Source organism: Rhizobium sp. 05N49, from assembly GCF_056396805.1.
On the sequence record NZ_JBFTME010000004.1, the window covers coordinates 356,835 to 383,129 of the forward strand.

Annotated in this window: 27 protein-coding genes; 16 read left to right on the forward strand and 11 right to left on the reverse strand. The window is 60.1% G+C overall.

Annotation, left to right across the window (positions count from 1 at the left end; all coding sequences use genetic code 11):
* The 3 genes from AC1DF8_RS11270 to AC1DF8_RS11280 all read right to left on the reverse strand — a co-directional run bounded on the left by AC1DF8_RS11270 (window position 1) and on the right by AC1DF8_RS11280 (window position 3,464).
* On the reverse strand, window positions 1-1,536 hold the full coding sequence (locus AC1DF8_RS11270) for a sugar ABC transporter ATP-binding protein (protein WP_112969179.1): 1,536 nt from the start codon (window positions 1,534-1,536) through the stop codon (window positions 1-3).
* Window positions 1,537-1,608: 72 nt separating this feature from the next.
* Window positions 1,609-2,604, reverse strand: a complete 996-nt coding sequence (gene rhaS / locus AC1DF8_RS11275; RefSeq protein ID WP_018114480.1) for a rhamnose ABC transporter substrate-binding protein — start codon at window positions 2,602-2,604, stop codon at window positions 1,609-1,611.
* Window positions 2,605-2,651: 47 nt separating this feature from the next.
* On the reverse strand, window positions 2,652-3,464 hold the full coding sequence (locus AC1DF8_RS11280) for a DeoR/GlpR family DNA-binding transcription regulator (protein WP_478153558.1): 813 nt from the start codon (window positions 3,462-3,464) through the stop codon (window positions 2,652-2,654).
* 208 nt (window positions 3,465-3,672) lie between these two features.
* On the opposite strand from AC1DF8_RS11280, the gene AC1DF8_RS11285 reads away from it, so the two are divergent.
* On the forward strand, window positions 3,673-5,769 hold the full coding sequence (locus AC1DF8_RS11285) for a bifunctional rhamnulose-1-phosphate aldolase/short-chain dehydrogenase (RefSeq protein ID WP_478153560.1): 2,097 nt from the start codon (window positions 3,673-3,675) through the stop codon (window positions 5,767-5,769).
* A 50-nt stretch (window positions 5,770-5,819) separates the two neighbouring features.
* Window positions 5,820-7,112, forward strand: a complete 1,293-nt coding sequence (gene rhaI, locus AC1DF8_RS11290; protein WP_478153562.1) for an L-rhamnose catabolism isomerase — start codon at window positions 5,820-5,822, stop codon at window positions 7,110-7,112.
* Between the two features lie 18 nt (window positions 7,113-7,130).
* On the opposite strand, the gene AC1DF8_RS11295 is transcribed toward rhaI, so the two are convergent.
* The 3 genes from AC1DF8_RS11295 to AC1DF8_RS11305 all read right to left on the reverse strand — a co-directional run bounded on the left by AC1DF8_RS11295 (window position 7,131) and on the right by AC1DF8_RS11305 (window position 9,288).
* Window positions 7,131-7,589, reverse strand: a complete 459-nt coding sequence (locus AC1DF8_RS11295; protein WP_113114426.1) for a carboxymuconolactone decarboxylase family protein — start codon at window positions 7,587-7,589, stop codon at window positions 7,131-7,133.
* Window positions 7,590-7,902: 313 nt separating this feature from the next.
* Entirely contained in the window at window positions 7,903-8,595 is a 693-nt protein-coding gene (locus AC1DF8_RS11300; protein WP_112969081.1) for a RibD family protein, read from the reverse strand.
* 30 nt (window positions 8,596-8,625) lie between these two features.
* The gene (locus AC1DF8_RS11305; protein WP_112546260.1) at window positions 8,626-9,288 is read right to left on the reverse strand and encodes an HAD-IA family hydrolase; all 663 of its coding nucleotides are present in this window, start codon (window positions 9,286-9,288) and stop codon (window positions 8,626-8,628) included.
* 164 nt (window positions 9,289-9,452) lie between these two features.
* On the opposite strand from AC1DF8_RS11305, the gene AC1DF8_RS11310 reads away from it, so the two are divergent.
* From AC1DF8_RS11310 to AC1DF8_RS11340, 7 genes are all read left to right on the forward strand, one after another.
* On the forward strand, window positions 9,453-10,322 hold the full coding sequence (locus AC1DF8_RS11310; protein WP_113210178.1) for a sigma-70 family RNA polymerase sigma factor: 870 nt from the start codon (window positions 9,453-9,455) through the stop codon (window positions 10,320-10,322).
* A 324-nt stretch (window positions 10,323-10,646) separates the two neighbouring features.
* Complete coding sequence (locus tag AC1DF8_RS11315) at window positions 10,647-11,309, forward strand: c-type cytochrome (RefSeq protein ID WP_112546262.1); 663 nt, start codon at window positions 10,647-10,649, stop codon at window positions 11,307-11,309.
* Window positions 11,306-12,559 (forward strand): c-type cytochrome, encoded by a 1,254-nt coding sequence (locus AC1DF8_RS11320; protein WP_478153566.1) that lies wholly within the window; start codon window positions 11,306-11,308, stop codon window positions 12,557-12,559. Before AC1DF8_RS11315 ends, AC1DF8_RS11320 begins: the two co-directional genes overlap by 4 nt.
* A 7-nt stretch (window positions 12,560-12,566) precedes the next feature.
* A complete protein-coding gene (locus tag AC1DF8_RS11325) occupies window positions 12,567-12,734 on the forward strand; it encodes a hypothetical protein (protein WP_183850504.1) in 168 nt (55 codons plus the stop codon).
* Complete coding sequence (locus tag AC1DF8_RS11330; protein ID WP_478153568.1) at window positions 12,734-13,291, forward strand: cupredoxin domain-containing protein; 558 nt, start codon at window positions 12,734-12,736, stop codon at window positions 13,289-13,291. The genes AC1DF8_RS11325 and AC1DF8_RS11330 overlap by 1 nt, the downstream gene beginning before the upstream one ends.
* Window positions 13,281-14,903, forward strand: coding sequence for a b(o/a)3-type cytochrome-c oxidase subunit 1 (locus tag AC1DF8_RS11335; RefSeq protein WP_113114422.1), 1,623 nt, complete (start codon window positions 13,281-13,283; stop codon window positions 14,901-14,903). The genes AC1DF8_RS11330 and AC1DF8_RS11335 overlap by 11 nt, the downstream gene beginning before the upstream one ends.
* On the forward strand, window positions 14,903-15,709 hold the full coding sequence (locus AC1DF8_RS11340; RefSeq protein WP_478153570.1) for a c-type cytochrome: 807 nt from the start codon (window positions 14,903-14,905) through the stop codon (window positions 15,707-15,709). The genes AC1DF8_RS11335 and AC1DF8_RS11340 overlap by 1 nt, the downstream gene beginning before the upstream one ends.
* 16 nt (window positions 15,710-15,725) lie before the next feature.
* Here the strand turns inward: AC1DF8_RS11340 and AC1DF8_RS11345 are convergent, their stop codons facing one another.
* Window positions 15,726-16,559 (reverse strand): IclR family transcriptional regulator, encoded by an 834-nt coding sequence (locus AC1DF8_RS11345; RefSeq protein WP_183886393.1) that lies wholly within the window; start codon window positions 16,557-16,559, stop codon window positions 15,726-15,728.
* A 520-nt stretch (window positions 16,560-17,079) separates the two neighbouring features.
* Complete coding sequence (locus tag AC1DF8_RS11350) at window positions 17,080-17,295, reverse strand: hypothetical protein (RefSeq protein ID WP_007825758.1); 216 nt, start codon at window positions 17,293-17,295, stop codon at window positions 17,080-17,082.
* Window positions 17,296-17,425: 130 nt separating this feature from the next.
* On the opposite strand from AC1DF8_RS11350, the gene AC1DF8_RS11355 reads away from it, so the two are divergent.
* Together AC1DF8_RS11355 and AC1DF8_RS11360 are read left to right on the forward strand one after the other, a co-directional pair.
* Window positions 17,426-18,049, forward strand: a complete 624-nt coding sequence (locus AC1DF8_RS11355; protein WP_478153573.1) for a TetR/AcrR family transcriptional regulator — start codon at window positions 17,426-17,428, stop codon at window positions 18,047-18,049.
* Between the two features lie 72 nt (window positions 18,050-18,121).
* A complete protein-coding gene (locus AC1DF8_RS11360) occupies window positions 18,122-18,307 on the forward strand; it encodes a hypothetical protein (protein WP_112546352.1) in 186 nt (61 codons plus the stop codon).
* Here the strand turns inward: AC1DF8_RS11360 and AC1DF8_RS11365 are convergent.
* Both AC1DF8_RS11365 and AC1DF8_RS11370 read right to left on the reverse strand, forming a co-directional pair.
* Window positions 18,304-18,744 carry a DUF1810 domain-containing protein gene (locus AC1DF8_RS11365; RefSeq protein ID WP_112546269.1) on the reverse strand — a complete coding sequence of 147 codons (441 nt, stop codon included), beginning with the start codon at window positions 18,742-18,744 and terminating at the stop codon, window positions 18,304-18,306. The genes AC1DF8_RS11360 and AC1DF8_RS11365 overlap by 4 nt on opposite strands.
* A gap of 72 nt (window positions 18,745-18,816) precedes the next feature.
* On the reverse strand, window positions 18,817-19,110 hold the full coding sequence (locus AC1DF8_RS11370) for a hypothetical protein (protein WP_081493320.1): 294 nt from the start codon (window positions 19,108-19,110) through the stop codon (window positions 18,817-18,819).
* 272 nt (window positions 19,111-19,382) lie between these two features.
* Here AC1DF8_RS11370 and AC1DF8_RS11375 point away from each other — a divergent pair, with 272 nt between their 5' ends.
* Together AC1DF8_RS11375 and AC1DF8_RS11380 are read left to right on the forward strand one after the other, a co-directional pair.
* Window positions 19,383-20,753, forward strand: coding sequence for an amidase (locus AC1DF8_RS11375; protein ID WP_478153576.1), 1,371 nt, complete (start codon window positions 19,383-19,385; stop codon window positions 20,751-20,753).
* Between the two features lie 69 nt (window positions 20,754-20,822).
* Window positions 20,823-21,683: a sugar phosphate isomerase/epimerase family protein gene (locus AC1DF8_RS11380; RefSeq protein WP_478153578.1), complete on the forward strand. Its 861-nt coding sequence runs from the start codon at window positions 20,823-20,825 to the stop codon at window positions 21,681-21,683.
* Here the strand turns inward: AC1DF8_RS11380 and AC1DF8_RS11385 are convergent.
* A complete protein-coding gene (locus tag AC1DF8_RS11385) occupies window positions 21,680-22,570 on the reverse strand; it encodes a helix-turn-helix domain-containing protein (RefSeq protein ID WP_478153580.1) in 891 nt (296 codons plus the stop codon). The genes AC1DF8_RS11380 and AC1DF8_RS11385 overlap by 4 nt on opposite strands.
* A gap of 115 nt (window positions 22,571-22,685) precedes the next feature.
* On the opposite strand from AC1DF8_RS11385, the gene pobA reads away from it, so the two are divergent.
* The 3 genes from pobA (at window position 22,686) to AC1DF8_RS11400 (ending at window position 26,210) form a co-directional block, all read left to right on the forward strand.
* A complete protein-coding gene (gene pobA, locus AC1DF8_RS11390) occupies window positions 22,686-23,858 on the forward strand; it encodes a 4-hydroxybenzoate 3-monooxygenase (RefSeq protein ID WP_478153582.1) in 1,173 nt (390 codons plus the stop codon).
* 221 nt (window positions 23,859-24,079) lie between these two features.
* Window positions 24,080-25,207: a tartrate dehydrogenase gene (locus tag AC1DF8_RS11395; RefSeq protein WP_478153584.1), complete on the forward strand. Its 1,128-nt coding sequence runs from the start codon at window positions 24,080-24,082 to the stop codon at window positions 25,205-25,207.
* A gap of 208 nt (window positions 25,208-25,415) precedes the next feature.
* A complete protein-coding gene (locus AC1DF8_RS11400; protein WP_183850491.1) occupies window positions 25,416-26,210 on the forward strand; it encodes an HpcH/HpaI aldolase family protein in 795 nt (264 codons plus the stop codon).
* Window positions 26,211-26,295: the final 85 nt, after the last annotated feature.

Consider the following 26,295-nt stretch of genomic DNA (forward strand, 5'->3'; position numbering starts at 1 on the left):
TCATGCATTTCCGGTCGCCGCGCGCACCAGCGCTTCCGGCGAAAGCTGATCGCGTTCGAAGAACCCCGCCGACAGGCCTTCCTTCATGACGAGCACACGGTCCGACATGCCGATGATCTCGGGCAGTTCGGAAGAGATCATGATGATGGAGAGACCTTCTGCCGCAAGCTCGCTGATGAAGCCATGAACGGCAGCCTTCGAACCGATATCGATGCCCTTGGTCGGCTCATCGAGAATGATGACCTTCGGCATGGTGGCAAGCCATTTGCCGATGACGACCTTCTGCTGGTTGCCGCCCGAAAGTGTGCCGACCGGTACGGAAAGGGCAGCAGCGCGCAGGTCCAGCCGCTCGGCATATTTGCGGGCGAGCGCGAATTCCTCCGCGGCCTGCAGGAAGCCCTTGCGTGAGGTGCGCGTCAACGACGGCAGCGTCATGTTCTGATAGATCGGCATCGGCAGGGCCAGGCCGTGCCGGCCGCGCTCTTCCGGCACGTAGACGATGCCGGCGCGGATGGCGTCATGCGGCGAGTTGATCGAAATTGAACGGCCTTCAAGTGTCAAACTGCCCGAGAGCGGCTTGGTGATGCCGAAGAGCGACTGGGCCAGCTCCGAACGCCCGGCGCCGATCAGCCCGTAGATACCGAGGATTTCGCCCTTGCGTAGCGTCAGGGAAATGTCACGGAATTCGGTGCGATGGCTGTATTTCTCGACTTCCAGGACCGGGCCGCCGATCGCCACATCGATTTTCGGGAACGCGTTCTCGACGTCACGGCCGACCATCATGCGGACGATTTCGTCCTGCGGTGTTTCCTTGAGCTTTCCGTGGCCGACGGCGCGGCCGTCGCGGAAGACGACGTAATTGTCAGCGATTTCGTAGAGCTCGTCGAACTTGTGACTGATGAAGAGAATGGCCTTGCCGCTTGCCTTCAAGCCCTCGACGATGCGGAAGAGATCGTCGATTTCCTTACGCGACAGCGCAGCCGTTGGCTCGTCCATGATGACGATCCGGGCCTCGATCGACAAAGCGCGGGCAATCGCCACGAGATGGCGCTGCGCAATCGAGAGGTCCTTCAGGCGGATCGTTGGATCGATATTGCTTTCAAGCGAGGTCAACAGCGCCCGTGAGCGGCTATTCATCTCGCTCCAGTCGATCGTACGCCAGCGGGTGCGCGGCGCGTGGCCGAGGAAGATATTTTCGGCGACCGATAGCTCGTCGAAGAGCACGGTCTCCTGGTGGATGGCGGTTACACCTGCATCGATCGCGGCCTGTGCCGTTGCAAAATGCACTGAGTTGCCGTCGACAATGATCTCGCCCTCATTGGGGCGATAGATGCCGGTCAGGATCTTGACGAGCGTCGACTTGCCGGCGCCATTTTCGCCGATCAGTGCCGTCACCTTGCCGGGATAAAGCGCGATGCTGACATTATCGAGCGCCTTCACGCCCGGAAAGATCTGCGAGATGCCGCGCATTTCCAGAATGGCGGATGCGTCATCGGTTTTTTGATCCGCGACGGGGTGTTGAAGGGCAGGGGACATCAGCAAGCTTACCACCATCGAAAGAGAAGCCCGGCGGCAGAGCCGCCGGGTGTCCGTTCATGATCTCTGAAATCAGAAGACCTTGGAGAACTGGTCGATGTTCGAGGCATTGTAGACGAAGGGGTCGGCCATCGCGGCTTCGCCGTTGTCGCCGATCTTGATCTTGCCCATGCGGCCGGCTTCGATTTCGCTGCCCGGCTTGCCGTCGGCATCACCCTTTGCAAGGTGATAGGCGATCTGCGTTGCAGAGTAGCCGAGATCGATCGGGTTCCAGATGGCGAATTCCTTCGTGGCACCCGACTTGATCGCGCCAGCCATTTCAGAGGGCAGGCCGAGACCGGTGACGTACACCTTGCCGACCAGACCCTTGTCTTCGACAACCTTGGAGGCCGCGAGAACGCCGACCGTCGTCGGAGCGACGATGACCTTGACGTTCGGGTTGGACTTCAGGAGGCCTTCGGCTTCACGATAGGACTTGTCCGAGAGGTCGTCGCCGTAGACGGTGGTGACGAGGTTCAGGCCCGGGAAGTCCTTGAGCTGCTTCTTCATCTGGTCGATCCAGATGTTCTGGTTGGTCGAGGTCGTCGTTGCCGACAGGATGGCGAAGTCACCCTTGCCGCCATCAAGATGATCCTTGGCGAGCGTCAGGCACATCTTGCCGATCAGCTCGTTCGAAGACGGGTTGAGCTGCAGGATGCGGCCTTCCGGAGCAACGCCGGAGTCCCAGGAAATAACCTTGATACCGCGCTGGGTAGCCTTCTTCAGCGCCGGAACGACGGCGTCGGGGTCATTCGCCGAGATCGCGATGGCATCGACGCCCTGAGCGATCAGCGAGTTGATCACTTCGATCTGGCCTTCGGCCGTCGTGCTCGTCGGGCCGGTGTAGATGACTTCTACGCCGCCGAGTTCCTTGGCCGCTTCCTGGGCACCCTTGTTGGCGGCRTCGAAGAAGCCGTTGCCGAGCGACTTTACGACGAGGCCGATCTTGATGTCCTTGGCGCTTGCGGCGCCAGCCATCATGGTGACGGCAAAAGCCACACCGATTGCAAGTGTCTTTGCAAGTTTCATGTCATGTCCTCCCACTAAGATTTAGACTTCCACACCTCGCCGACGCCTCATGCGACCGACGAGGAATCCTCCTTCACAGCCTGGGCCACCGAGCTTGCCACGACGAGCCGGACGCCGGCATTCTCGATCATGCGAGCCGCTTCTTCCGAGATGCCGTCGTCGGTGATGACCACAGATACGCGGTCGAGCGGGCAAAGAATGAGGCTCGACCGGCGATTGAATTTGCTTGAATCGACCATGACGATGAGTTCATCGGCCTGGTGCATCAGTTTCTGCTCGCTCTGGATGATGAGGGCATCCGCCTCCATGATGCCGAGCGGGCCGACGCCCTGGGCGCCAATGAACATGCGCCGCGCATAAAAATTGCGGATCGCATCATTGTCGAAGGGCGACAGGATCAGGCTCTGCTCGCGATAGATCGCGCCGCCCGGCACTGTCACACTGTTCTTGGAATGCTTCACCAGATGTTCGGCAATGGCGAAGGAATTGGTCATGACCTGCATGCGATGGCCGGCCATGTAATGCACCATCTGGAAGGTCGTGGTGCCGCCATTGATGATGATGGCGTCGCCCGCCTCACAGAGATCGACGGCTGCGCGCGCGATTGAGCGTTTTTTATCGATGTTGACCGATTCTGAAACCCTGAACGGGCGTCCTGCAAGATTTCCAAGCTGCGGCGGGTGCACAGCCTCCGCGCCGCCACGAACGCGCCGGATCTTACCCTGCACGTGAAGAGCCGCAATGTCGCGCCGGATCGTCGCTTCAGAAGCGTCCGTCAGCTCGGAAATGTCCTGAATCGTAACGACGGACTTTTCCTGGACAGCGCTTAAGATAATGCGATGGCGTTCGCGTTCGTGCATTGGGCTCCTCCTCTTGTCATATTTATTTCGTATCCGTTAAAGCCTGTCAATCAGAAACGATCATAAATTTTCATATTGCGATGCAGCATAATCGAATTTGATCGTTTTCGATTGACAAGCGCCATTTTGATGCGCGATACCGTGAGCGAAAGGGCGTGCTTATCGCGGCGCCCGCAGGCCTATACACAAGCCTATATGGGAGGATGACATGGCGGCAAAAGTTCGACTTCTCGAGAACCGGTGGGATGATGCTTATGCGGCAGGCCTCGATGAGCCCGGCAAGCTTCTCTATCGCTCGAATCTGCTCGGCGCCGACAAGCGCATCACCAATTATGGTGGCGGCAACACGTCGGCCAAGGTCATGGAAACCGACCCGCTAAGCGGCGGCAAGGTTCAGGTTCTCTGGGTCAAGGGCTCGGGCGGTGATGTCGGCACGATCAAGCTCGACGGTTTCGCGACACTTTACCAGGACAAGCTGGAGTCGCTGAAAGGCATCTACAAGGGCGTCGAAGACGAAGATCGCATGGTTGGCTTCTTGCCGCATTGCACTTTCAACCTCAATGCCCGTGCAGCTTCGATCGACACGCCGCTGCATGGTTTCGTGCCCTTTACGCATGTCGACCACATGCATCCGGACGCGATCATCGCCATCGCCGCCTCCAAAAACTCCAAGGAACTGACCAAGCAGATCTTCGGTGAGGCGATCGGCTGGCTACCGTGGCGCCGCCCGGGCTTCCAACTCGGCCTCGACCTTGAAGCTTTCGTCAAGGCGAACCCCACCGCTAAGGGTGTCGTGCTCGAGAGCCACGGCCTCTTCACCTGGGCAAACGATGCCAAGGCTTGCTACGAGCTGACGCTCGATATCATCAACAAGGCAATCGAATGGTTCGCCGGCCAGACCGAAGGCAAGACGATCTTCGGCGGTGCCGTCGTGCAGAGCCTGCCGGTAGCAGAGCGCCGCGCGATTGCCGCCCGCCTGATGCCGGAAATCCGCGGCCGTATCGGCAAGCAGGAGCGCAAGCTCGGACACTTCGATGATCAGGACGCCGTACTTGAATTCGTCAATTCGAAGGACCTGCGCCCGCTTGGTGCGCTCGGCACCAGCTGCCCTGACCACTTCCTGCGCACCAAGATCCGCCCGCTGATCGTCGATCTCGATCCGGCAAAGCCTGATGTCGATGCCATCATCGCCGGCCTCGACAAGGCGCTTGAAGATTATCGCGCCGATTACGCGCGCTACTACAATGCCTGCAAGCACGCCAATTCGCCCGCCATGCGTGACGCCAATCCGGTCATCTTCCTGGTGCCGGGCGTCGGCATGCTGTCCTTTGCCCGGGACAAGGCGACGGCTCGTATCGCCAGCGAATTCTATGTCAACGCAATCAACGTGATGCGCGGTTCCTCGACGGTGTCAGAATATCAGGGCCTGCCGGAGCAGGAAGCCTTCGATATCGAATACTGGCTGCTTGAAGAAGCCAAGCTGCAGCGCATGCCGAAGCCGAAGAGCCTGGCAGGCAAGGTCGCCTTCGTGACCGGCGGCGCCGGCGGTATCGGCCGCGCCACGGCTGCGCGCCTCGTCGGCGAGGGCGCCTGCGTGGTGCTTGCCGATATCGATCAGGCCGCACTTGAATCGACCGAAGCCGAATTCGTGAAGAAGTACGGCGCGGATGCGGTGCGCACTCTGAAGCTCGACGTTACCAAGGAAGACGGAGTGATCTCCTCCTTCGCCGAATCCTGCGTCGAGTTCGGCGGCATCGATATCCTCGTTTCGAATGCCGGCATCGCGTCTTCGGCACCGATCGAAACGACAGAGCTTTCGACGTGGAATCGCAATATCGACATTCTGGCGACCGGCTATTTCCTCGTTTCGCGCGAGGCTTTCCGTCTCTTCCGCCGTCAGGCGCTTGGCGGCAACGTCGTCTTCATTGCATCGAAGAATGGTCTTGCCGCTTCGCCGAATGCGGCCGCCTATTGCACGGCAAAGGCTGCCGAAATCCACCTTGCCCGTTGCCTGGCGCTCGAAGGCGCAGAGGCCGGCATCCGCGTCAACACAGTCAATCCGGATGCGGTGCTCCGCGGCTCGAAGATCTGGAGCGGCGAATGGCGTGAACAGCGCGCGGCTTCTTCGAAGATCGAAGTGGACGATCTCGAGGAACATTACCGCAAGCGTTCCATGCTGAAGCTCAACGTTTTCCCGGAAGACATCGCCGAAGCCGTCTACTTCCTGGCATCCGATCTTTCGGCCAAGTCGACCGGCAATATCATCAATGTCGATGCCGGCAATGTTCAAAGCTTCACGCGCTGATAGCGAGCGGCGGGTATTGCCCGCCGCAACACAATCTCTGGGAGGAAGACATGGCTGAATTCAGGATTGCGCCGGATCTGGTCGCAGCGGAAAACGACAAGCGCGCCGGCGCGCTGAAGGCTGACTACGAAGCGCTTGGCGCCACACTCGCCCGTCGCGGCGTCGATATCGAGGCGATCACCCGCAAGGTCTCGGAATTCACCGTGGCCGTGCCCTCCTGGGGCGTGGGCACCGGGGGCACGCGCTTTGCACGATTCCCGGGCACCGGCGAGCCGCGCGGTATCTTCGACAAGCTCGACGATTGTGCCGTCATCAACCAGCTGACGCAGGCAACGCCGACCGTTTCCCTGCATATTCCCTGGGACAAGACCGATGTTAAGCAGCTGAAGGCGAAGGGCGATGCGCTCGGCCTCGGTTTCGACGCGATGAACTCCAACACCTTCTCGGATGCGCCCGGCCAGAAGCTGACCTATAAATATGGCTCGCTCAGCCACACAGATGCGGCGACCCGGCAGCAGGCAATCGAGCATAATCTCGAATGCATCGAGATCGGCAAGGCGATCGGCTCCAAGGCGCTCACCGTCTGGATCGGCGACGGTTCCAACTTTCCCGGCCAGAGCAACTTCACCAAGGCGTTTGAGCGTTATCTCGCCTCGATGGCTGATATTTACAAGGCGCTGCCGGACGATTGGCGGCTCTTTTCCGAACACAAGATGTACGAGCCAGCCTTCTACTCGACGATCGTGCAGGATTGGGGCACCAACTATTTGATCGCCCAGACGCTCGGTCCCAAGGCCTATTGCCTTGTCGACCTCGGTCATCACGCACCGAATACCAATATCGAAATGATCGTCGCCCGTCTTATCCAGTTCGGCAAGCTCGGCGGCTTCCATTTCAACGACTCGAAGTACGGTGACGACGATCTCGATGCTGGTTCGATCGAGCCCTATCGCCTGTTCCTCGTTTTCAACGAGCTCGTCGATGCCGAACAGCGCGGCGTCAACGATTTCCATCCAGCCCATATGATCGACCAGTCGCATAATGTGACGGATCCGATCGAAAGCCTGATCAACAGCGCCAACGAAATCCGCCGTGCCTATGCGCAGGCCCTGATCGTCGACCGCAAGGCGCTCGAAGGTTATCAGCAGGACAATGACGCGCTGATGGCGTCGGAAACGCTGAAGCGCGCCTACCGCGCCGATGTCGAGCCGATTTTGGCCGAAGCGCGCCGCCGTGCGGGCGGTGCGATCGACCCGATCGCTGCCTACCGCACCAGCGGCTACCGCAAAAAGGTAGCCGCTGAGCGTCCCGCCTCCGTCTCCGGCGGCGGTGGTATCATCTGATCGGTTGGAAGCCGTCGATCACGGCTTCCACTGTCCCGCGACCTGCCGGGTGGCGACGTTCAGCCGGTTCCAGACATTGATATTGGCAATTGCGATGACGAGGGCCGCAAGGCTCTTGCCATCGTAATGGCGCGTGCATTCCTCCCAGACCTCATCCGGCACCGGATCGGCTCGGTCGCTGAGGCGGGTGACGGCTTCGGTCAGGGCCAGTGCGGCGCGTTCGGCGTCGCTGTAGTAGGGGGCTTCGCGCCAGCCGGCCACGGCAAACAGCCGCTCGTCAGTCTCGCCGTGCTTGCGGGCAATGCGCCAATGTCCATCGATGCAGACGCTGCAGCCGTTGATCTGGCTGGCGCGCAGATAGATGATCTCCAGAAATCCCGGCGCAAGGCCGACCGTAACCGGCAGTTTGCCGAGGGCATTCAGTGCCTGCATGGCGTCGGGGATGACGAGGGCTGGATTTCCCATTCTCTCTTGCATGTTCAGTCTCCTGATGACGTGTTCCGTTTGACGCAGAGCCGGGCAGTTGCCGGTTTCGTTCGTCATGGATTTGACGGATCAGGGGCAGAGAGTGTGACGAGGGCAGCGTAAAAAGATGAGAAGCGAATTGGTGAGCATTTGCTACGTCAGGAATTAACGGCCGTCGTCAAGGCCGTTTCGCCAGCAGCCCACAGGCTCTCAAACGCCGTGAATTTCCGATCCCGGGCTCCTGCGCCGGCGACAACGATATCAGGCTCAGAGGTGGTTGGGGGTGTGGATCTAGCGGCCTCGTACCTGTGGCTGTCCGCAATCGCTATCGGGTGCGGACTTTGTATCGCAAGGCGACGGCGCCGTTGTCTTTCGTCTCGGCCGAAATGAGCGAGAGTTGTGTCTTGCCCGCCAATCCGCCTTCGAAGGTGACGATAGGCTGGCCGCCGCTACCGTCGAGAGCCGGCGCGACAAGCAGATAGAGTTCGTCGATAAGATCAGCGGCAAAGAAGGCTCCGTTGATCGCGGCTCCGCCTTCGAGCAGAAGTTTGCGGATGCCGAGTTCCTTCTCCAGCACATCGAGCGCTGCGGGCAGGTCGATATCTACTGATGGCGAAACGATGTAGGAGATGCCGTCGGCAGCGAGTTCTGCGAGATGGGTGTCCGGCACGGTATTGCCGAGGATGACAACGATATGGTCGCCTTCAATATCTGCTCGCGTGAAATGCAGCTTGCCCGACGTGTCGAGTGCGATCGCGTAGTTGTTTGCCTTGCGATCGGCAAAATGGTTCGGCCGTTCGACCGAGCCGGCAGATTGTGGCGGATGCGGCCCTCCCTTCGCCATTTCGGCCATGGTCACGCGCCCGACAAGCCAGGCGTCGCCCTGCAGTTCTTCATGGATCTGCTGATAGAGCGCCGACCATTCCTTGCGTCCGCCATCGGGGCTTTCGGTCCATTTGCTCGGATGCAGGCCACCGTCGAGCGACGACATCATCAGGCAGACAATTTCCGGCTTCATGGGAATTCCTTTCGGCTGTGCGGCAGGCACTCAGAACTTGATCGAAAGGTGGCCGCTGTCAGCAATGACAACGGTCGCATCGGCATAATGTTCGATCTCCGGATAACCTTTCAGCGAATGCTTGTGACCGGCGGCCGTGATGACCATGACATCGGCGCCGGCTGCCGCTCCTGCCTTTACGCCGGCTTCGACATCTTCAAAGACCAGGCATTCATGCGTTGCAAAGCCGAGCTTCTCTGCGCCGAGGATATAGCATTGCGGGTCGGGCTTGCCGACGGTCACGTCTTCCGCCGTCACGATCGCCTGCGGCATCGGGAGGCCGGCTGCCTCGAGCCGTCGCTCAGCAAGGCGGCGCGGTGAAGATGTGACGATCGTCCAGCGGTTTGGCGGCAGCGAAGCCAAAAAATCGGCGGCACCCGGCAGCGCGATGACGCCTTCGACATCCTGGATTTCCTCTTCGGTGATCTGAGCAGCTTCTGCTTCTGCATCAACGCCGGGAAGGTTCAGCCGCCGGATCGTGTCGATACCTCGTGATCCGTGCATAATCGGCAGGAATTTTTCTACATCCAGCCCGTGCCGCTCCGCCCAGCGCCCCCAGACGCGCTCCGCTGACGCCGTCGAGCTCAGGATCGTGCCATCCATGTCGAACAGGAAGGCGGCATATTGTCTGGAACTATCAAATCGGGAGGACATCGGGAAACACCATAGGGAGGGATATACGCGCCATCAGCCAATGAAAAATGCGGCAGGTCAAGTCGCCAGTAGAATTTCATGGGCTTGATGTGATGCCACTCCTGTCACATCGTCCCGCTTCCGTTCGTCATGGTCTTTGATGCAACAGTACAAGGAATGGATCGATGGACGAGAAAAGATGGCTGGCCGAGGAATTCGAGGCGAACCGTGGGCATCTGCGGGCCGTCGCCTTCCGCATGCTCGGCTCCCGGGCGGAGGCGGAGGATGCAGTGCAAGAGGCATGGCTGCGCCTGACAAGATCGGACAGAGGCAGTGTCGATAATCTCGGCGGCTGGTTGACGACAGTCGTGGCGCGCATTTGTCTCGACATGTTGCGCTCGCGCAAGACGCGCCATGAAGAGCCGCTCGACCTGCCGGCGCATGGCGCGATTGTCGATATTGCCAGCAATCCTGAACGGGAGGCAGCCTTCGCCGATTCCGTCGGCATCGCCTTGCTCGTGGTCCTGCAAACGCTTTCGCCGGCTGAACGCGTCGCCTTCGTGCTGCACGACATGTTCGATCTCCCGTTCGAAGAAATTGCCGCAGTCATCGGGCGAAGTGCTGCCGCCACCCGGCAGCTTGCCAGCCGCGCCCGGCGCCGGGTGCAGGGGCAACCGGAAACGCCTGATGTCGACCTTACGCGCAAGCGGAGCATTGCCGAGGCTTTCCTCATCGCCTCGCGCAACGGCGATCTGGCCGGGCTGATTGCAGTGCTCACGCCGGATGCGGTCTTCCGGCCGGATGCGACTGCGATCCAGCTCGGGGATGTCACTCCGCTTCACGGCGCTCAAGCCGTCGCCGAAAACTTCAAGGGACGGGCGACGTCAGCGAAAGCTGCACTTGTCGATGGCGAAATCGGTCTTGTTGTTTTCATCCACGGGCAGTTGCGCGTTGTGCTGGCGCTGGGCTTCGAGGGCGACAGGATCTCGACGGTCGATGCGATTGCCGATCCGGATCATCTGCGCGATATCGGCTATTCGATCTTCGAAGGCTGACGATCACATCGCTAAGTCTTTCCCACAAGGGGGCGAAGGCCGGTCGCCGGTCCCGAAAGCAGATCGAAAGAGGGCGATTCCGTCCATATAAAAAATCGCCAATATCAAGCGGTTCGCGTTCTTTCTTGATTTCTGTCAAGGCGAGGATTGTCGAATGCGGCTACTTATTCGGCGCAGACCGGATCGAATCTGCCCCGTCGTTATCATGCCTTTCCGGGTTTTCGCCCATCAAGATTTTTCACCTGTGGTTTGTGCTCCGGAGGAAACGTAGTGCTCATACGAGAGACCTTCCTGGCATGCTGTCTTTTCTTTCTGGGAGCAAGCATGGCCCCTGCCCAGGAAGCCAAGGCCTATCCGGATGACATGGCGGAGCGCGTTCAAGCCTGTACCCCGTGCCACGGTGTGGAAGGGAAGGGCACGAACGACCCCTATTTCCCACGACTTGCGGGTAAGCCTGCAGGATATCTCCATAACCAGCTGGAAGCCTTCAAATCGGGCAGGCGCAAGTACCCGCCGATGAACTATCTGCTCGCTTATTTGACGGACGACTACCTGCGGCAGTTTGCCGAGTATTTCGCCGACCAGCGGCCGGCTCTGCCCGAAAAGTCTCCACCTGACGTCAGTCAGGCGGTGCTCGATCACGGGCATGCGCTCGTCACGCAGGGCGACCTCGACCGCTCGATTCCGGCCTGCGTCAGCTGTCATGGCGGTGCCCTGACGGGGCAGTCACCCGGAATCCCCGGACTTCTCGGATTGCGGGCAAGCTATATCAGCGCACAGCTCGGCGGATGGCGCTATGGTACGCGAACGGCAATCGCGCCTGACTGCATGCAGCTTGTGGCCGGGCACCTTACGGAAGACGATGTGCGTGCCGTCGCCGCCTATCTCGCCAATCAGCCTCAGCCCGCAGATCCCGCGCCGTCTCCTGCCGGATCCTATTCTCTGCCGTTTGCATGTGGCAGCCAGCCGGAGGGCAATAAGCCATGAGCGCGCATCTGAGAATTCTGCCCGCCCTTGCCCTGGTGGCGTTTGTTGCGGCTCTTTCCCCGGTCGCAGCGCAGTCCCCGCAAAACGCTTCCTCCGATGTGGTCAAAAAGGGAGAATATCTCGCGCGCGCCGGAGACTGCGTTGCTTGCCATACGGCGCCCGACGGAAAGCTCTTTTCAGGCGGGCGAGCCATGCCGACGCCTTTCGGCACGCTTTATACATCGAACATCACGCCGGATGAGACGGGTATCGGCCGATGGTCTGCCGACGACTTCTACAACACGATGCATCATGGCCGTTATCCGGACGGGGGCCTGCTTTATCCCGCGATGCCGTTTGCCTCCTATACCAAGGTTACCCGCGAAGACAGTGACGCGATCTTTGCCTATCTGAAGACGATCACGCCGGTGCATCAACCGAACCGTCCGCATGAGCTCGACTTTCCCTATAACAACCGCTCTCTCATTCTCGGGTGGCGGACGCTGTTCTTCAAGGAAGGCGAGTTCACGCCGGATGCCAAACAGTCAGAGGAATGGAACCGGGGGGCCTATCTGGTCGAAGGGCTCGGACATTGCGGCATGTGCCATACGCCGATCAACGCGCTTGGCGGAAGCCGTGAATCGGAAGCCTTCCAGGGCGGACTGATTCCGATGCAGGACTGGTATGCGCCATCGCTGACCTCCAACAAGGAGGCCGGGCTTGGCGACTGGTCGATCGAGGAGATCTCCGATCTCCTGCAGAAAGGTATCTCGACGCGGGGCGCCGTCTATGGCCCGATGGCGGAGGTGGTCTTCAATAGTCTCCAGTACATGACGGACGAAGACATCCGCGCCATGGCCGTCTACCTGAAGAGCATCGCGCAGGACCAACCCACACCGCCTCGCTCCTCCGTCAGGACGGAAGAGGCGAGTCTTCTGATCAGTCTCGGCAAATCAGTCTATGACAAGCAGTGCGCCAGCTGTCATGGCGCCCAGGGCGAAGGCCGACCGCCGCATTATCCGCTGCTCGCCGGCAATCAGTCGATCCAGATGGAATCGGCAGTCAACGGCATCCGCATGGTGCTCAATGGCGGCTATCCGCCTGCGACCGAAAAGAACCCCATGCCGCACGGCATGCCGCCCTTTGCGGTAACACTTTCGGACGACGAGGTGGCGGCCGTCGTCTCCTACATCCGGACCGCATGGGGTAATCGCGGCACGCCGGTCACTGCCGCCGAGGCGAACAAACTTCGTTCTGCTCCACTTCAATGAGGACGCCATGATCAATTCGGAAGATCCAGCAGACGCTCCTGACAACGCCTTGGTCGAACAGATCGTCGCCGAGGGACCACACGGCGCCCTTGCCGTAGCGGGGATAGCGACCGCGATCGTCGTCCTCATGTGGATACTTTTCTATCTGCTCGTGTTCGTGCCCAGGAGCGGCTGATGACCGATATGCATAATCAGGCAGCGGCAGTCTCGGAGCGTGTCGAACGGCGCTGGGCGACAGTTGCAGTCCTCATCATCGTCTTTCTCGCGGGAATGGCAGCTTTCGCAGGCATTCACAATGCAACGATGCCGCAGGCCACCGTCGAGACCATCGATCCCACGACGATCCATCTCGCAAGCGAATTCATCGAGTCCAATCTCGGGAGCGCAGTCGAGCCTGACGGCTCGGTGACGGTTCGGGCGATCGGCCAGCAATATTCCTTCTCGCCGCCCTGTATCGTCGTGCCGGCCGCGACGCCGATCACTTTCCGCGCCACCAGCGCCGACGTCGTGCACGGCTTCCTCATTCAGGGCACCAACATCAATACGATGCTCGTACCGGGTTACGTGTCGATCCAGAAGGCAAGCTTTGCAGCCCCCGGTGACCACCTGATGCCCTGCCAGGAGTTCTGCAGTGTCGGTCATGAGGGCATGTGGGCAAGGGTGAAGGTCGTGGACAAGCAACAGTTCCTCTCGGAAATGGCGGACAAGAGGAGGCTTTCCTGTGCTCCATAATCGCAGATTGATCCTTGCGCATTTCTGGCTCGCCTTTGCGGTTTTCGGATTGGCTCTGTTGCTCGGCGCCTGGCAGATGTATGTCCGCAGCCCGTTGTCCCCCTGGGTCAACAATCCGGAATGGTATTATCGCTCGCTGACGGCGCATGGCACTGTCATGGGTTATGTATTCCCGACCCTCGTGGCGATGGCCTTCGGTTATGCGATCAGCGAGTCTTCCCTGAAGCAGAATCTGGTCGGTGTTCGCTGGGCATGGGCAGGGTTCTGGCTGATTGCCGTCGGCTCCGTCGTCGCGATGATTCCGGTAGCCCTGGGCATGGCTTCCGTTCTCTACACATTCTATCCGCCGCTGATCGGCAATCCGTTCTACTATATCGGCGTCGTGATGGTCGTCGTCGGTTCCTGGATCTGGGTGGCATTGATGTCCGTCAATCTGGGCATCTGGAAAAAGGCCAATCCGGGCGCTCCCGTCCCGCTGGCGATGTTTGCCAATGTCGCAGGCTCCTATCTTTGGGGCTGGACTGCGGTCGGTGCGGCGCTCGAACTTCTGCTGCAGATCATTCCCGTAGCGTTGGGCTTCAAGTCGACGATCGATGCAGGTCTTGCCCGCGTGTTCTTCTCGTGGACATTGCACGCCATCGTCTACTTCTGGCTGATGCCGACCTATATCGCCTATTACACGATCGTGCCGCGGTCGATCGGCGGGCGGATCTACAGCGATACGATGGCGCGGATTTCCTTCATCCTGTTCCTGGTCGTCGCAATGCCGATCGGCATCCACCACGCGTTTGCCGATCCGCAGGTCGGCGCAGGCTTCAAGTTCATCCACTCCGCTTTCACCGCGCTCGTTGCGCTTCCGACACTCTTGACCGTCTTTACCATCTGCGCGTCGATAGAGATCGCCGCCCGCGCGCGCGGCGGCCGTGGCATGTTCGGCTGGCTGAAGGTCCTGCCGTGGCGCAACCCCATGATGCTGGCCGTGACATTCTCCTTCATCATGCTCGGTTTCGGCGGGGCGGGCGGGCTCATCAACATGAGCTACCAGCTCGACGCGTCGATCCACAATACGCAGTGGATAACAGGGCACTTCCATCTCATCTTCGGCGGCGCCATCGTCATCATGTATTTTGCGATCGCCTATGATCTCTGGCCCCATTTGACCGGTCGACAGATCGTCAGCCTCGGGCTCGTCAGGCTGCAGCTCTGGCTCTGGTTCATCGGGATGATCGTGACGACATTTCCCTGGCACTATGTCGGCATTCTCGGCATGCCACGTCGAATGTCTTTCTTCGACTATACCGATCCGGCGCTCGCCAACGAGGCCCTATCGGTCGTGTTCTCCGTCTTCGGCGGGTTCATTCTCGTCGCGGCGGGAATTCTCTTCATTGCCATTCTGGTCCGCACGCAGTTTTCGGTGCGGCAAGAGCCCGAGGAATATCGCTTCGCGGTCGCCGTCCATCCGCTGACCAGGGTGCCCGCTGCGCTCAACAGCTACGGTCTCTGGATCGCTCTGATGATCGGGCTGACCATTACGAATTACGGATATCCAATCCTTCAGCTCGCCGTGCGTGACGATACATCTGTGCCCGCAGTCTATGTGGGAGAACGATGATGCCTCGCGAAAAGATGATCAGCTTCCGCAATCGCTGGACGGTCACGAGCGTGACCGTCACCGCGGGCATCTTTGTCGTAGCAGCAGGTTTGGGCTTTGTGCTGCTGCCGCGCCTGGAGGCAGGGGGTCAGGTAGCGGGCATCTGGGATTCCATCTGCCGGGCCGCGGGATTGCCGCGGCCGGGAACGCCTTCCGAAACAATCACGCCGGATTACAAGACATCCCTGGTCAATGTCGCGACGGCTGTGCCGAGAAGGCGGGACGAGGAGGCGATCGGTCGGGGCGCAACACTGGCCCAGCAATGCGCGATCTGTCATGGCCCGACGGGCGTCAGTCGTGCCGACTCTCCGAACCTTGCGGGACAATACGCAAGCGTCGTCTACAAGCAGCTTCGTGACTTCAAGGACGGTGTGCGTGTCAACGCCGTCATGAGCCCGTTTGCCGTGAAGCTGACCGAGCAGGACATGCAGGATCTGGCGGCCTATTATTCCTACCTGCCGCGCCTCCCAGGCTTTCATCCGCCAGGCAGCAATCCTGTGCCGCGGATCGTCGCGAGCGGCGCGCCGACGCGCGGCATTGCGCCTTGCGGTTCTTGCCATGGCAGCATCGAGAACAAGCTCGGCAGCCCCTGGCTCGAGGGTCAGTCGGAACTGTATCTGAAGACCCAGCTTCTGGCCTTTATATCCGGCTCACGGCAGAACGACATCAGCAGCCAGATGCGCAATGTCGCTCGCGCGATGACGCCCGAGGAAATCGACCAGGCAGCCCAATACTATGCCAATAAGGAGCCACTGGCGGCCGAATGACCGGTCCGAATAGTGCTTAATGGCTGCGCCAGCCCATCAACTTTTCGATGCGCTCGGCGGAACTGCGTACCTGTGCGGTATAGTGGCTTTCGTCAGAAAAGGCTTTCTGCTCCGGCAGCACGATGGAAATGGTGGCGACGCATTGACCTTCACGATCGCAAATCGGCGAGGCGATGCAGGCAACCGCATAATCGGATTCGCCTGCCTGGATCGAGAGGCGCGATTCAAAGGCTTTTCCGGCGGATTCCGATAGTGTTGCGGGATCGATCTCTGCGCGGCCCGTCGGCGAGGAGCGGGCACAGCGCTTGAAGAGCTCGACCCGCTCGTCTTCCTGCAGATGCCCGACCAACAGACGGCCAGATGCAGTCCAGTTGAGCGGTACACGAGTGCCGACGCGGGAGGCGACCTGGAAATGACTGGGGCCATCGGCCATGGCCAGAACCAGCATGAAATCGCCGTCACGGCCGCAGACCTGAACGGTTTCGCCGGCCTGGCGGCAAAGGTCATGCATCTCATGCGTCGCGACACTCATGAAATCGAGCGACCGCGCATAGGCGAGGCCGTAATGGTAGAGCCGCGAGCCGAGCCAGATCGACCCGTCGGACTGCCGCGTCAGCATATTCTTTTCGACCAGATCGTCGACGATGACATAGACGGTAGAAAGCGGTGCCTTTACTGCCTTGGCGATGGCGTAGACGCCGGCCGGCGATCCCGTCTCGTAGAGATGGTCGATCACCTGCAGCGCGCGATCGATGCCGCTGACACGTGCACGGCGCGCGCCCTTGGCGCCGGTCCCTTCGGCCGGGTCTTCATCTTCGGAGTGGATTACGGGGGAAGTCTTTCCGTCCAATTCAACATACCTCTGATATCATGCGAACCTGTTACATTACTATGGCATAGCCGCCCGCGAAGCAAATCGCAAAATTTCTGGATATGAAATCTTCGGTGGCTGCCGCAGACGGGCATCAGGTGCCGTCATGGGACGTGCTGTAATTGCAGGCGACGAATTCATCTGCGGCCGCCCCGTCACGCATCGGCGGTGCCGCAGACGGAACAACAAGCCGCAGTTTGAGTTTTCGTCCCATCAGCGATACCGGCTGATCGGATGTCGGCCAAGTCTCCTGCCAGACATCGCGGTCAGCAGTGGCAAGCCGAAGCCCCTTTTTGCGGCTTGCCGGAGCCACTGCCGGTGGGCGTTGTCAGAGGATGGCGCCCCCCCGCGGCGAGCGTCTCAAGGTTGCGGGATGAATTATTGGGAATCGATATTGATGTGAGCGACATCGCAAGGGCTGCCGCCTCATAGCGGCAGCCCGTCTGGGAACAGGGCTTATCCCCAGTGCCGATCGGGCCTTGTAGGGCCAGTGGTCAGGTCAGCCGAAGCAGGGCATCGCCGGCAGATTGGCGCGGCTGGCAAAGGACCCGATCATTTCGCTCACCGTGGAGGGACGCGGCTCGCGTTTGTGTGCGGCCGTCTCAAGGAGTTGCTTGAAATCTTCAAGCTTCACGCCGTCGGCGCGGAGCACCATGGCGATCAGCGGGTCGCGAAGGGCTTCGGAAATGGTCAAATCTTCTCTGGTCTTTCTCATGGTACGGTCCTCCTTTCGTGGGCGGTCGCCCGTGTTCCACTCCCGCTGCCAAGTGCTCCTGGCATTGACTTCTGCGAAGAGTGGTGTTACCGGTAAGTAACAATGCATTTGTTACCGATCGGTCACATCGATGTCAAGGACTTCGTCCKCRAAAAAATCAGAATCGTYGAATGAAATCTCCGTAGCTGCTTCAGATGATCGAATCCCTCCCAGGGAACGTATCGTCTCGACAGCGTCGGAGCTTTTCCGCGAGCGCGGCATTCGCGGCATTGGCGTCGATGCCATTGCGGATGCGGCTGCCACCAACAAGATGACGCTCTACAGGCATTTCGGCTCCAAGGATGAACTGGTCTGCGAGACACTGCGCCGCGCCTCCGAAAAAGCCGAGAAGATCTGGCGCGATCTCGAAGCCGCGCACCCGGGCGACGCGCGCGGCCAGTTGCTTGCCTGGGTCGAGGACAGAGCTCACTGTCTGAACGGCGAGCCCGCCGGTTGCGATCTCGCCAACGCTGCCATCGAACTGAAGGGCGAAGGCCATCCGGCGCACGAGTTGATCGAGCGGCACAAGGCGATGCAGCGCAACCGTCTTGCGGCCCTTTGTATGGCTGCCGGTTCGCGCGAGCCGGAACTGCTCGCCGATACGCTGACACTGCTGCTTGAGGGTGCGCGTGTTACCCGTCAGGCCATGGCGGATGGCGGCTGCTCCTGCCATTTTGAAAAAGCCTGCAACGTGGCGATCTCCGCTTTCGGCTGATATTGTCGCAGCCAGGGAACCTTAGGGGTTGCATGGCCGTTCTGCTGATCTGGGGGCAATCTGGAGGCAGAGATGAATTACACCTATCTCCGGCACCTATATGCCAGACGCGCCGAGCTTGAAGCCAAACTCGAACTGCACGATGCACGCTATTGCTTTGGCGAAGAGGAAGTGGACGACGGTACGCAAATCGATCTGAGGCAGCGTATCGAGGAAATCTCTGAGGAGATCGCGGCGCTGGAGCATACTCCAGGTTAGCCGTTGCCGGCACTCAGGACGGAAATTGTCCGTTCGTCGAATTTTCCGTCGTAGAAATGATCGATCGCCTTGTGAAAGGGCGAGCCGTGATCGCTGACCGCGGCAAACAGCGTCATGGAGGAGCGAAGCTTTAGATCATCCGGGGAGCCCATGATATCGTGCGCGCTGCGATCCTTGACGGAGAGGATTGCCTCGACGCAGCGCAAAAGGCGGCTGCCGAGGATGGGGTCAGCGAGGTAGGCCGAGGCTTCTTCTGCCGAGCGAATGGCATATTTCTCCGCCATTGAAGACGTTCCAAGACCGGCGATCTGCGGGAAGATGAACCACATCCAGTGGGAGCGCTTGCGACCGGCTTCCAGCTCCGCAAGAGCCTGCTTGTATATGCCGTTCTGCGCTTCGATGAAGCGGTGAAGGTCGTAATCCAAGTCGCCGGCCATGGTTCTTTCCTTTCCTATGCTTGAAATGCACGTCAGACGAAAGATTCCATGCCCGGCGAAAATCGCTTGCCCTTAGCAGACCTTGTCTGCGTAGGGGCTCGTTTCACGGCAATGGCCGTAGCGCTGGTGGTGTGGCACCAGACTATCACCCGGAGGCGCTTGCTCTTCAATAGCCGAAGTCGTCATCGGATCGGTCGCTGATGTCTGTGCCGACGGTGCTGTGAAGCCTACAAAGCTCAGCAGTACGAGGGCGCCCACGACCACGATCCGCTCCAGGACCGACAGCTTCTGTGCGCTGACGTGGTCGGCGTAATCGCGTTCAGCTTCGCCGTAACTCACGTCCTCCTTCACATGCTGGTGCACCATATCCTGGTGACCGGAGGTCCAAGTTTCAGATTGTGTCATTTCAAGTCTCCTGCAATGCACCGGGATACGGCTTGGGAAGGCAAGCTAATGGCATGCCGATCCGGCTCCCGCGTGCAGCACCGCATGTGTGTCTTAACTGCAGTAAATTGAAGAGCGCTAAATCAAACTCAGTGTTCACAAAATCGTACTAATCATCGTGAAAAGCCGTGCAAGGGCTGGTCCTGCCAAATGATAGGAGGTAAATCCTGTTCGATATCCACAGGACTTTCCCCATGACCCCTGCTTTCGGTGCGATGTCTATCGCTCAGCTTTCCCTACTCATCCAGAGCGGCGAGGCCGATCCTTTGGATGTCGCGGACGCGATTTTCGACGGGATCGAGCAATATGCCGACAAGGCGGTCTTTACGGTATTGTTGCGCGAGCGGGCGATGCGGGAGGCTCATGCTTCCTCCAGGCGTATACGTGACGGCCGCTCGCTCGGTGCACTCGACGGGATTCCGATTGCCTGGAAAGATCTTTTCGATATCGAGGGCATGCCGACCACGGCCGGTTCGGTGGTCCTGACGGACGACGCACCCGCGAAGCAGGACGCAGCCATCGTCACGCTGCTCAAGAATGCCGGCATGCTGGCGGTCGGTCGCACCAATATGAGCGAATTCGCTTTCTCCGGACTCGGCATCAATCCGCACTACGGTACGCCGGAAAATCCCCATAGCAAGGACGAGCCGCGCATTCCCGGCGGGTCGTCCTCCGGTGCGGGCGTGGCGGTGGCCGCAGGCCTTGTACCGGTTGCGATGGGCACGGATACGGGCGGCTCGGTGCGTATTCCCGCCGCCCTGAACGGCATCGTCGGTTACAAGGCAACGCGCGGGCGCTATGCCATGGAAGGGGTCTATCCGCTGGCGACGAGCCTCGATTCGCTCGGCCCGCTCTGCCGGTCCGTCCAGGACGCGATATGGATCGATGCCGCCATGCGTGGTCTGACCGCCCCGACCATTACCCGGCAGTCGCTGAAAGGCATCGATATCGTCATACCCAAGAATGTCGTGCTCGATGGTCTGGGGCCTGGTGTCGCCGAAGCCTTCGAAGGCGGTGTCGAGCGACTGCGTTCTGCCGGCGCGCTTATCAGTTCGATCGAAATCCCGGCTTTCGACGAAATCATCTCGCTGATGGCAAAACATGGCGCGCTCGTGACTGCTGAAGCCTTCGCTCTCCATCGCGAAAGGCTTGCAGGGCCGGAGGCTGCGCGCATGGATCATCGCGTCGTCATGCGCACCCGTCTCGGCGAAAAGACCAGCATGCCCGACTATATCGCCATTCTTGCTGCCCGCGCCCGGTTGATCGCCGATACCGAGCAACTGATCGGCAATCGCCTGGTCGCCTTCCCTTCGGTTGCCCATGTCGCGCCGCCGATTGCCGCACTGGAGCGTGACGACGAGTTTTTCGTTGCCACCAATGGCAAGACACTGCGCAATACGGCGCTCGGCAATTTCCTGGATTGGTGCGGCGTTTCCATCCCCTGCGGCAAGGGCGAGGCGGATATGCCGGCCGGCTTCCTTCTCTCGGCTCCGGCTAATCGCGACGATGCACTTCTCACGGTCTCGCTGGCGGCGGAAGCTATCATTCGCGGTGACCGGATCTAGGTGTTGCGGGCTTGAAGCCGCGCATCATTCTTGCCAATGTCGTCCCGAGGAAATGGGAGGAGTTGAAAGATGCAGGCTTTGCAGAACGGCCGATTTGCGGTTTCCACGTGGTCGCTTCATCGGATGCTGGGGGCAACCTACCCCTATGGTCCCGATCCGCAGAAGAGTGCAGCACGCCAGGAGCCCTATGGGCCGGGCATTGTCAGCATGCTCGAAGTACCCGGCATGCTCGCCGAGCGAGGATTTGGTCGGCTGGAGGTCTGCTCGTTCCATCTGCCGAGCCTTGATACTGGCTACCTCTCGGAATTCCGTGATGCGCTGAAGGCCTCCAACATTCTTTTCCAGACACTGCTCGTGGAAGACGGCGACCCCAGCAATCCCGAGACGGCGGAGCGCGACATAGGCTGGATTGCCGGCTGGATCGAGATCGCCAAGTCTCTCGGCGCCGAGCGCATTCGCGTTATCGCCGGCAAGCAGGCGCCGAACGAGGAGAATCTGGCGCGGTCCGCGCGGCACCTGAAATGGCTGGCCGGGCAGGCGACGGGAAGCGGCGTGCGTGTCGTCACCGAAAACTGGTTCGCGCTTCTGCCCTCGCCGAAGGAAATGAACTGGCTGCTCGACGAACTCGACGGCAAGGTCGGCCTCAATGGAGATCTCGGAAACTGGGCGGCACCCGCCAAATACGAAGGGCTGGCCAATATCATGCGCCGCGCCGAAATCTGCCATGCCAAGGCCGACTACAACGCTTCCGGGCTTGATGCTGCGGACTACCGCCATTGTCTGGAAATGTGCGAAAAGGCCGGCTATGCCGGACCCTACACGCTGATCTACGATTCACCGTTCTTCGCGGATGAGTGGGACGGCATCCTGCTGCAGAAGAAGTTCATCGAGGAATTCCTTGCCGACGCTCCCGCGCGTCGAACGGCCTAGGTTCGCTCCAGCCTGTTCTTCTCCCGCTTGCGCCAATCCTTGGGCGTCTCGCCCGCATGCTTGAGGAAGAAGCGGGAGAAATAGGCCGGGTCTGCAAAGCCAAGTCGATAGCCGACCTCCCGGACGTTTGCGAGCGTGAAGACGAGTTCACGCTTGGCCTCGTCGATGAGCTTGTTGGCGATCAGGTCGTGAGCCGTCTTTCCGGTCATCGAGCGAACGATGCGATTGAGATGGGTCGGCGAGACGCCGATTTCCCTGGCATAGAATGAAGCGGGTCTGTGTGAGCGGAAATGCTGCTGGATGAGGCCTGTCAGCTGCTCCATCCGCCGTTCGTTTTCATCAGCGGAAAACCGGCTGACATTCTCCTGATGGGAAATCCTGGCCGTTAGCCGTAGCGCGACCGCGACATAGGAGGCGAGAAGTTCGCTGCGGCCGCTGCGGTCGTGTCGATATTCTTCGCCGAGCCGTTTCAAGCTCTGCATGAGATAGGCTGCGTCGGGATCTTGAGGGTCGAGCGCCGTGAGATGCGGGACGGCGAGCCACTCGCCGAGCAGGCTGCGGTCGCCGGGAAGGTGGCTGAGATTGGCGCTCAGCATGGTGACGACAAGACCGTCAATATCACGCGAAAAACGAAAGCCATGGTCGAGACCGGGAGGAACCGTGACAACCGCAGGCGGCTGGATGGCGAGGCTCTGCTCGCCGAAAATAGCATCGCCTTCGCCAGCGTCGATGTACAATATCTGAAAGAAGCTCGCGTGCCGGTGCAATTTGATCTCCCAACGGTGCAGGCTGCTGCGCGAGGGGATCGTTTCGCAGTGAAGCCAGAAATCGGGTTCCTTGCCCGATGTCTCGCCGTAGAGCTCATAGGTCGGCACATGTCTCGTCATGGGTTTCCTTCCGTTCCCATGTTCGTTTTGTGCAATTTTTCGGTGGGAAAGTCCATTGCTGCGGGAAGGGCTAAAGGTCACAATTTGCCAAAAGCCAATTGCGTGGAGGAAACAATTGCGCACCCAAATCGCCATCATTGGTTCAGGCCCCTCGGGCCTGCTGCTGGGTCAGCTGCTGACAGAAGCCGGCATCGACAACATCATTCTCGATCGGGTCGGCAAGGACTACATTCTCGGCCGCGTTCGGGCAGGCGTCCTGGAAGAGGGCACCGTCCGTCTTCTTGATGAGGCCCGCTCGGCTGCCAGGCTGCATGCTGAAGGTCTGCCGCATGACGGCTTTTCACTGGCTTTCGACGGACGCGATCACCGCATCGATCTCTATGGCCTGACCGGCGGCAAGCGCGTCACGGTCTACGGCCAGACCGAGGTGACTCGTGACCTGATGGAGCGGCGCGAGGCAAGTGGTGCTGCGACGATTTATGACGCCGCCAATGTCGTGCCACACGATTTCGCGGGTGGTTCTTCCTTCGTAAGCTACGAGAAGGATGGTGTCACTCACCGTGTCAACTGTGATTTCATCGCCGGCTGCGACGGCTTCCACGGCCCAAGCCGCAAGGCGGTTCCGGAGAAAGCGATCACCACCTTCGAAAAGATCTACCCCTTCGGCTGGCTCGGTCTGCTCGCCGATGTCTCCCCGGTCAATCACGAACTGATCTACGCTAATCATCCGCGCGGTTTCGCGCTCTGTTCCATGCGCTCTGCGACGCGCAGCCGCTATTACATCCAGTGTTCCCTGGACGAGAAGGTCGAAGACTGGAGCGACGAGCGCTTCTGGGACGAGTTGCGCCGCCGCCTGCCGGCCCATCACGCCGAGGCCCTGAAGACCGCTCCATCCTTCGAAAAGTCGATCGCGCCGCTGCGCTCCTTCGTGGCCGAGCCGATGCGCTTCGGCCACCTGTTCCTTGTCGGCGATGCCGCCCATATCGTGCCGCCGACCGGCGCCAAGGGGCTGAACCTTGCTGCAAGCGACGTGCATTACCTGTTCGAAGGCCTGAGGGAATTCTACGATGACCGTTCGGGAGCCGGCCTCGAAGCATATTCGCGGAGAGCGCTTGCCCGCATCTGGAAGGCGGTACGCTTTTCCTGGTGGATGACGACGATGATGCATCGTTTTCCCGATACTGGCGATTTCGATCAGAAGATCCAGGAGGCGGAACTCGACTATCTGACCCATTCACGTGCCGCCTCGACAGCGCTTGCGGAAAACTATGTCGGATTGCCGTTCTGACGGGCATGTGAAGGCCCATTGCCTGCCGCATGGTGCTCTGAGTGAAGCGTCATTCCGCGCCAGACGCGGATTGAAAATACCGCAAAATATCGTCGAGAATCCTGGATATCTGTGCAAGAAATCAACAGCCAAGAAAGCAGGATCGCCAACAGGCTGAAGCTGCAACCGGATGATTGCCAAGCAGATGCTGCTGGCCCGATTTGACGATTAAAGGGGGTCGCATGAACGCCGATACCAATACGCAGCTACGACGCTACCGCATCGCCTCCGTTCCCGGCGACGGTATCGGCCCCGAAGTCATCGCTGCCGGCCTTGAAGTGCTTGAAGTGCTGGCCGCCCGCAGCGGTGCCTTTGCGCTCGACGTCGATCACTATGACTGGGGCAGCGAACGCTATCGCAGGACCGGCGCGTTCATGCCGGACAATGCTTTGTCTCTGTTGAAAGAGGCTGACGCGATTTATTTCGGCGCCGTCGGCGCACCCGACGTGCCGGATCACATCACTCTCTGGGGTTTGCGCCTGCCAATCTGCCAGCGTCTGGACCAATATGCCAATATCCGCCCGACGCGCATCTTTCCGGGCGTGAGAAGCCCGCTGAGGGGGGTGGAGGAAGGCGATCTCGACTGGCTGATCGTGCGCGAAAATTCCGAGGGGGAATATTCCGGCCATGGCGGCCGTGCGCATATCGGCCTGCCGGAGGAAGTGGCGACCGAAACCTCGATCTTCACGCGCCGGGGCGTCGAGCGCATCATGCGTTTTGCCTTCGGCGAGGCGCAGAAGCGTCCGCGCAAGCTTCTGACCGTCGTCACAAAATCAAACGCCCAGCGTCACGGTCTGGTGCTGTGGGATGAGATCGCCTCTGAAGTAGCCAGGGACTTTCCCGACGTGACCTGGGATAAGGAACTGGTCGATGCCATGACCTTCCGCATGGTCGCAAAACCAAAGAGCATCGACACAGTCGTTGCAACCAACCTGCATGCCGACATCTTATCCGACCTTGCGGCCGCACTTGCCGGCTCGCTTGGTATCGCACCGACCGGCAATGTCGATCCCGAGCGCCGCTTTCCGTCGATGTTCGAGCCGATTCACGGTTCGGCTTTCGATATTACCGGCAAGGGCATCGCCAATCCGGTCGGAAGTTTCTGGACGGCATCGCTGATGCTGGAGCATCTCGGCGAAGCGGCCGCGGCAAAGATACTGATCTCGGCAGTGGAACAGGTCTGTGCCGCTGGCATTCTCACTCCGGATCTCGGTGGCAAGGCCACCACGGCGGATGTGACACGCGCCGTTTGCGAGGCTGTGCGAGGATCGAATTTCGTCCCTGGTGACGAGACTATCCCGACTGTCTGATCCGCGCCGGCCGCATCTTCCGGGTTGCCGTGGCTCTCGAATTCGGCATTCATCGGTATCGATGAGGGACTCATTTCGATGGCGGTCGCTCCTTTCGGCGACGTGAAGCAATCCGGCATCCGCCGGGAAAGTTCGAAATGCGGCGTCGAAGAGTTCCTCGAAGTCAAATATACGGCTATTGGTGGTCTGGCGAACTGAGGAGAATGCCATGAGTGCAGCTGACATCGAAGGCTTTGCAGCCCGGATCCGGAACCATGAAAGCCGGATGATCTCCGCCTGGGTGGGCATTCCCGATCCGCTGCTGGTCAATCACCTGGCACAGGAAGCCTTCGATGCCGTCGTCCTCGACATGCAGCACGGCATGTGGGACCTGCCGTCTGCAGCGGCTGCCGTCAGCCATGTGCGTATTGCCGGCAAGCCGGCGCTCGCCCGTATTCCGGTCGGCGATTTCGCCTCTGCCTCGCGCCTGCTCGATGCCGGCGCGTCCGGCATCATCGCGCCGATGATTAATTCGGCCGAGGATGCGAAGGCCTTCGTTAAGACCACAAAATACCCGCCGGCCGGCGAGCGCAGCTGGGGTCCGTCGTTGGCGCTCAACCACACCGGCCTTTCGGCGGACGACTATCTCAAGAACGCCAATGACCTGACGGTCGCAATCGCCATGATCGAGACGCGCGCGGCGCTGGATGCAATCGATGATATCCTCGGCGTCGCCGGCGTCGACGGCATCTTCATCGGTCCCTCGGACCTTTCCATCGCGCTCTCCCATGGCGATCAGGTCGCACCGAATGCGGCTGAGATCGACAGCGCCATGCAGCACGCAGTTGCGCGTTGCCGCGCGCATGGAAAATTCGCCTGCGCCTTTGCCGGTGACGGCGAGCGTGCGGGCGAGCTTCTGAAATTCGGCTTCGCCTTCGTCATCGCCGGCGCGGAAACCGCTCAATTGCGATCCGGTGCGCGCAGGGCGATCAACGCGGCCAGGAAGATTGCTTCCGCCGGTTGACCCGCCAAAACCCCAACGAAGTTGCATGTTGAGTATCGTCAGATGTTGGCGGTTTTCTTGGCCGGCCCGCGCTCGGCCAAGGAAT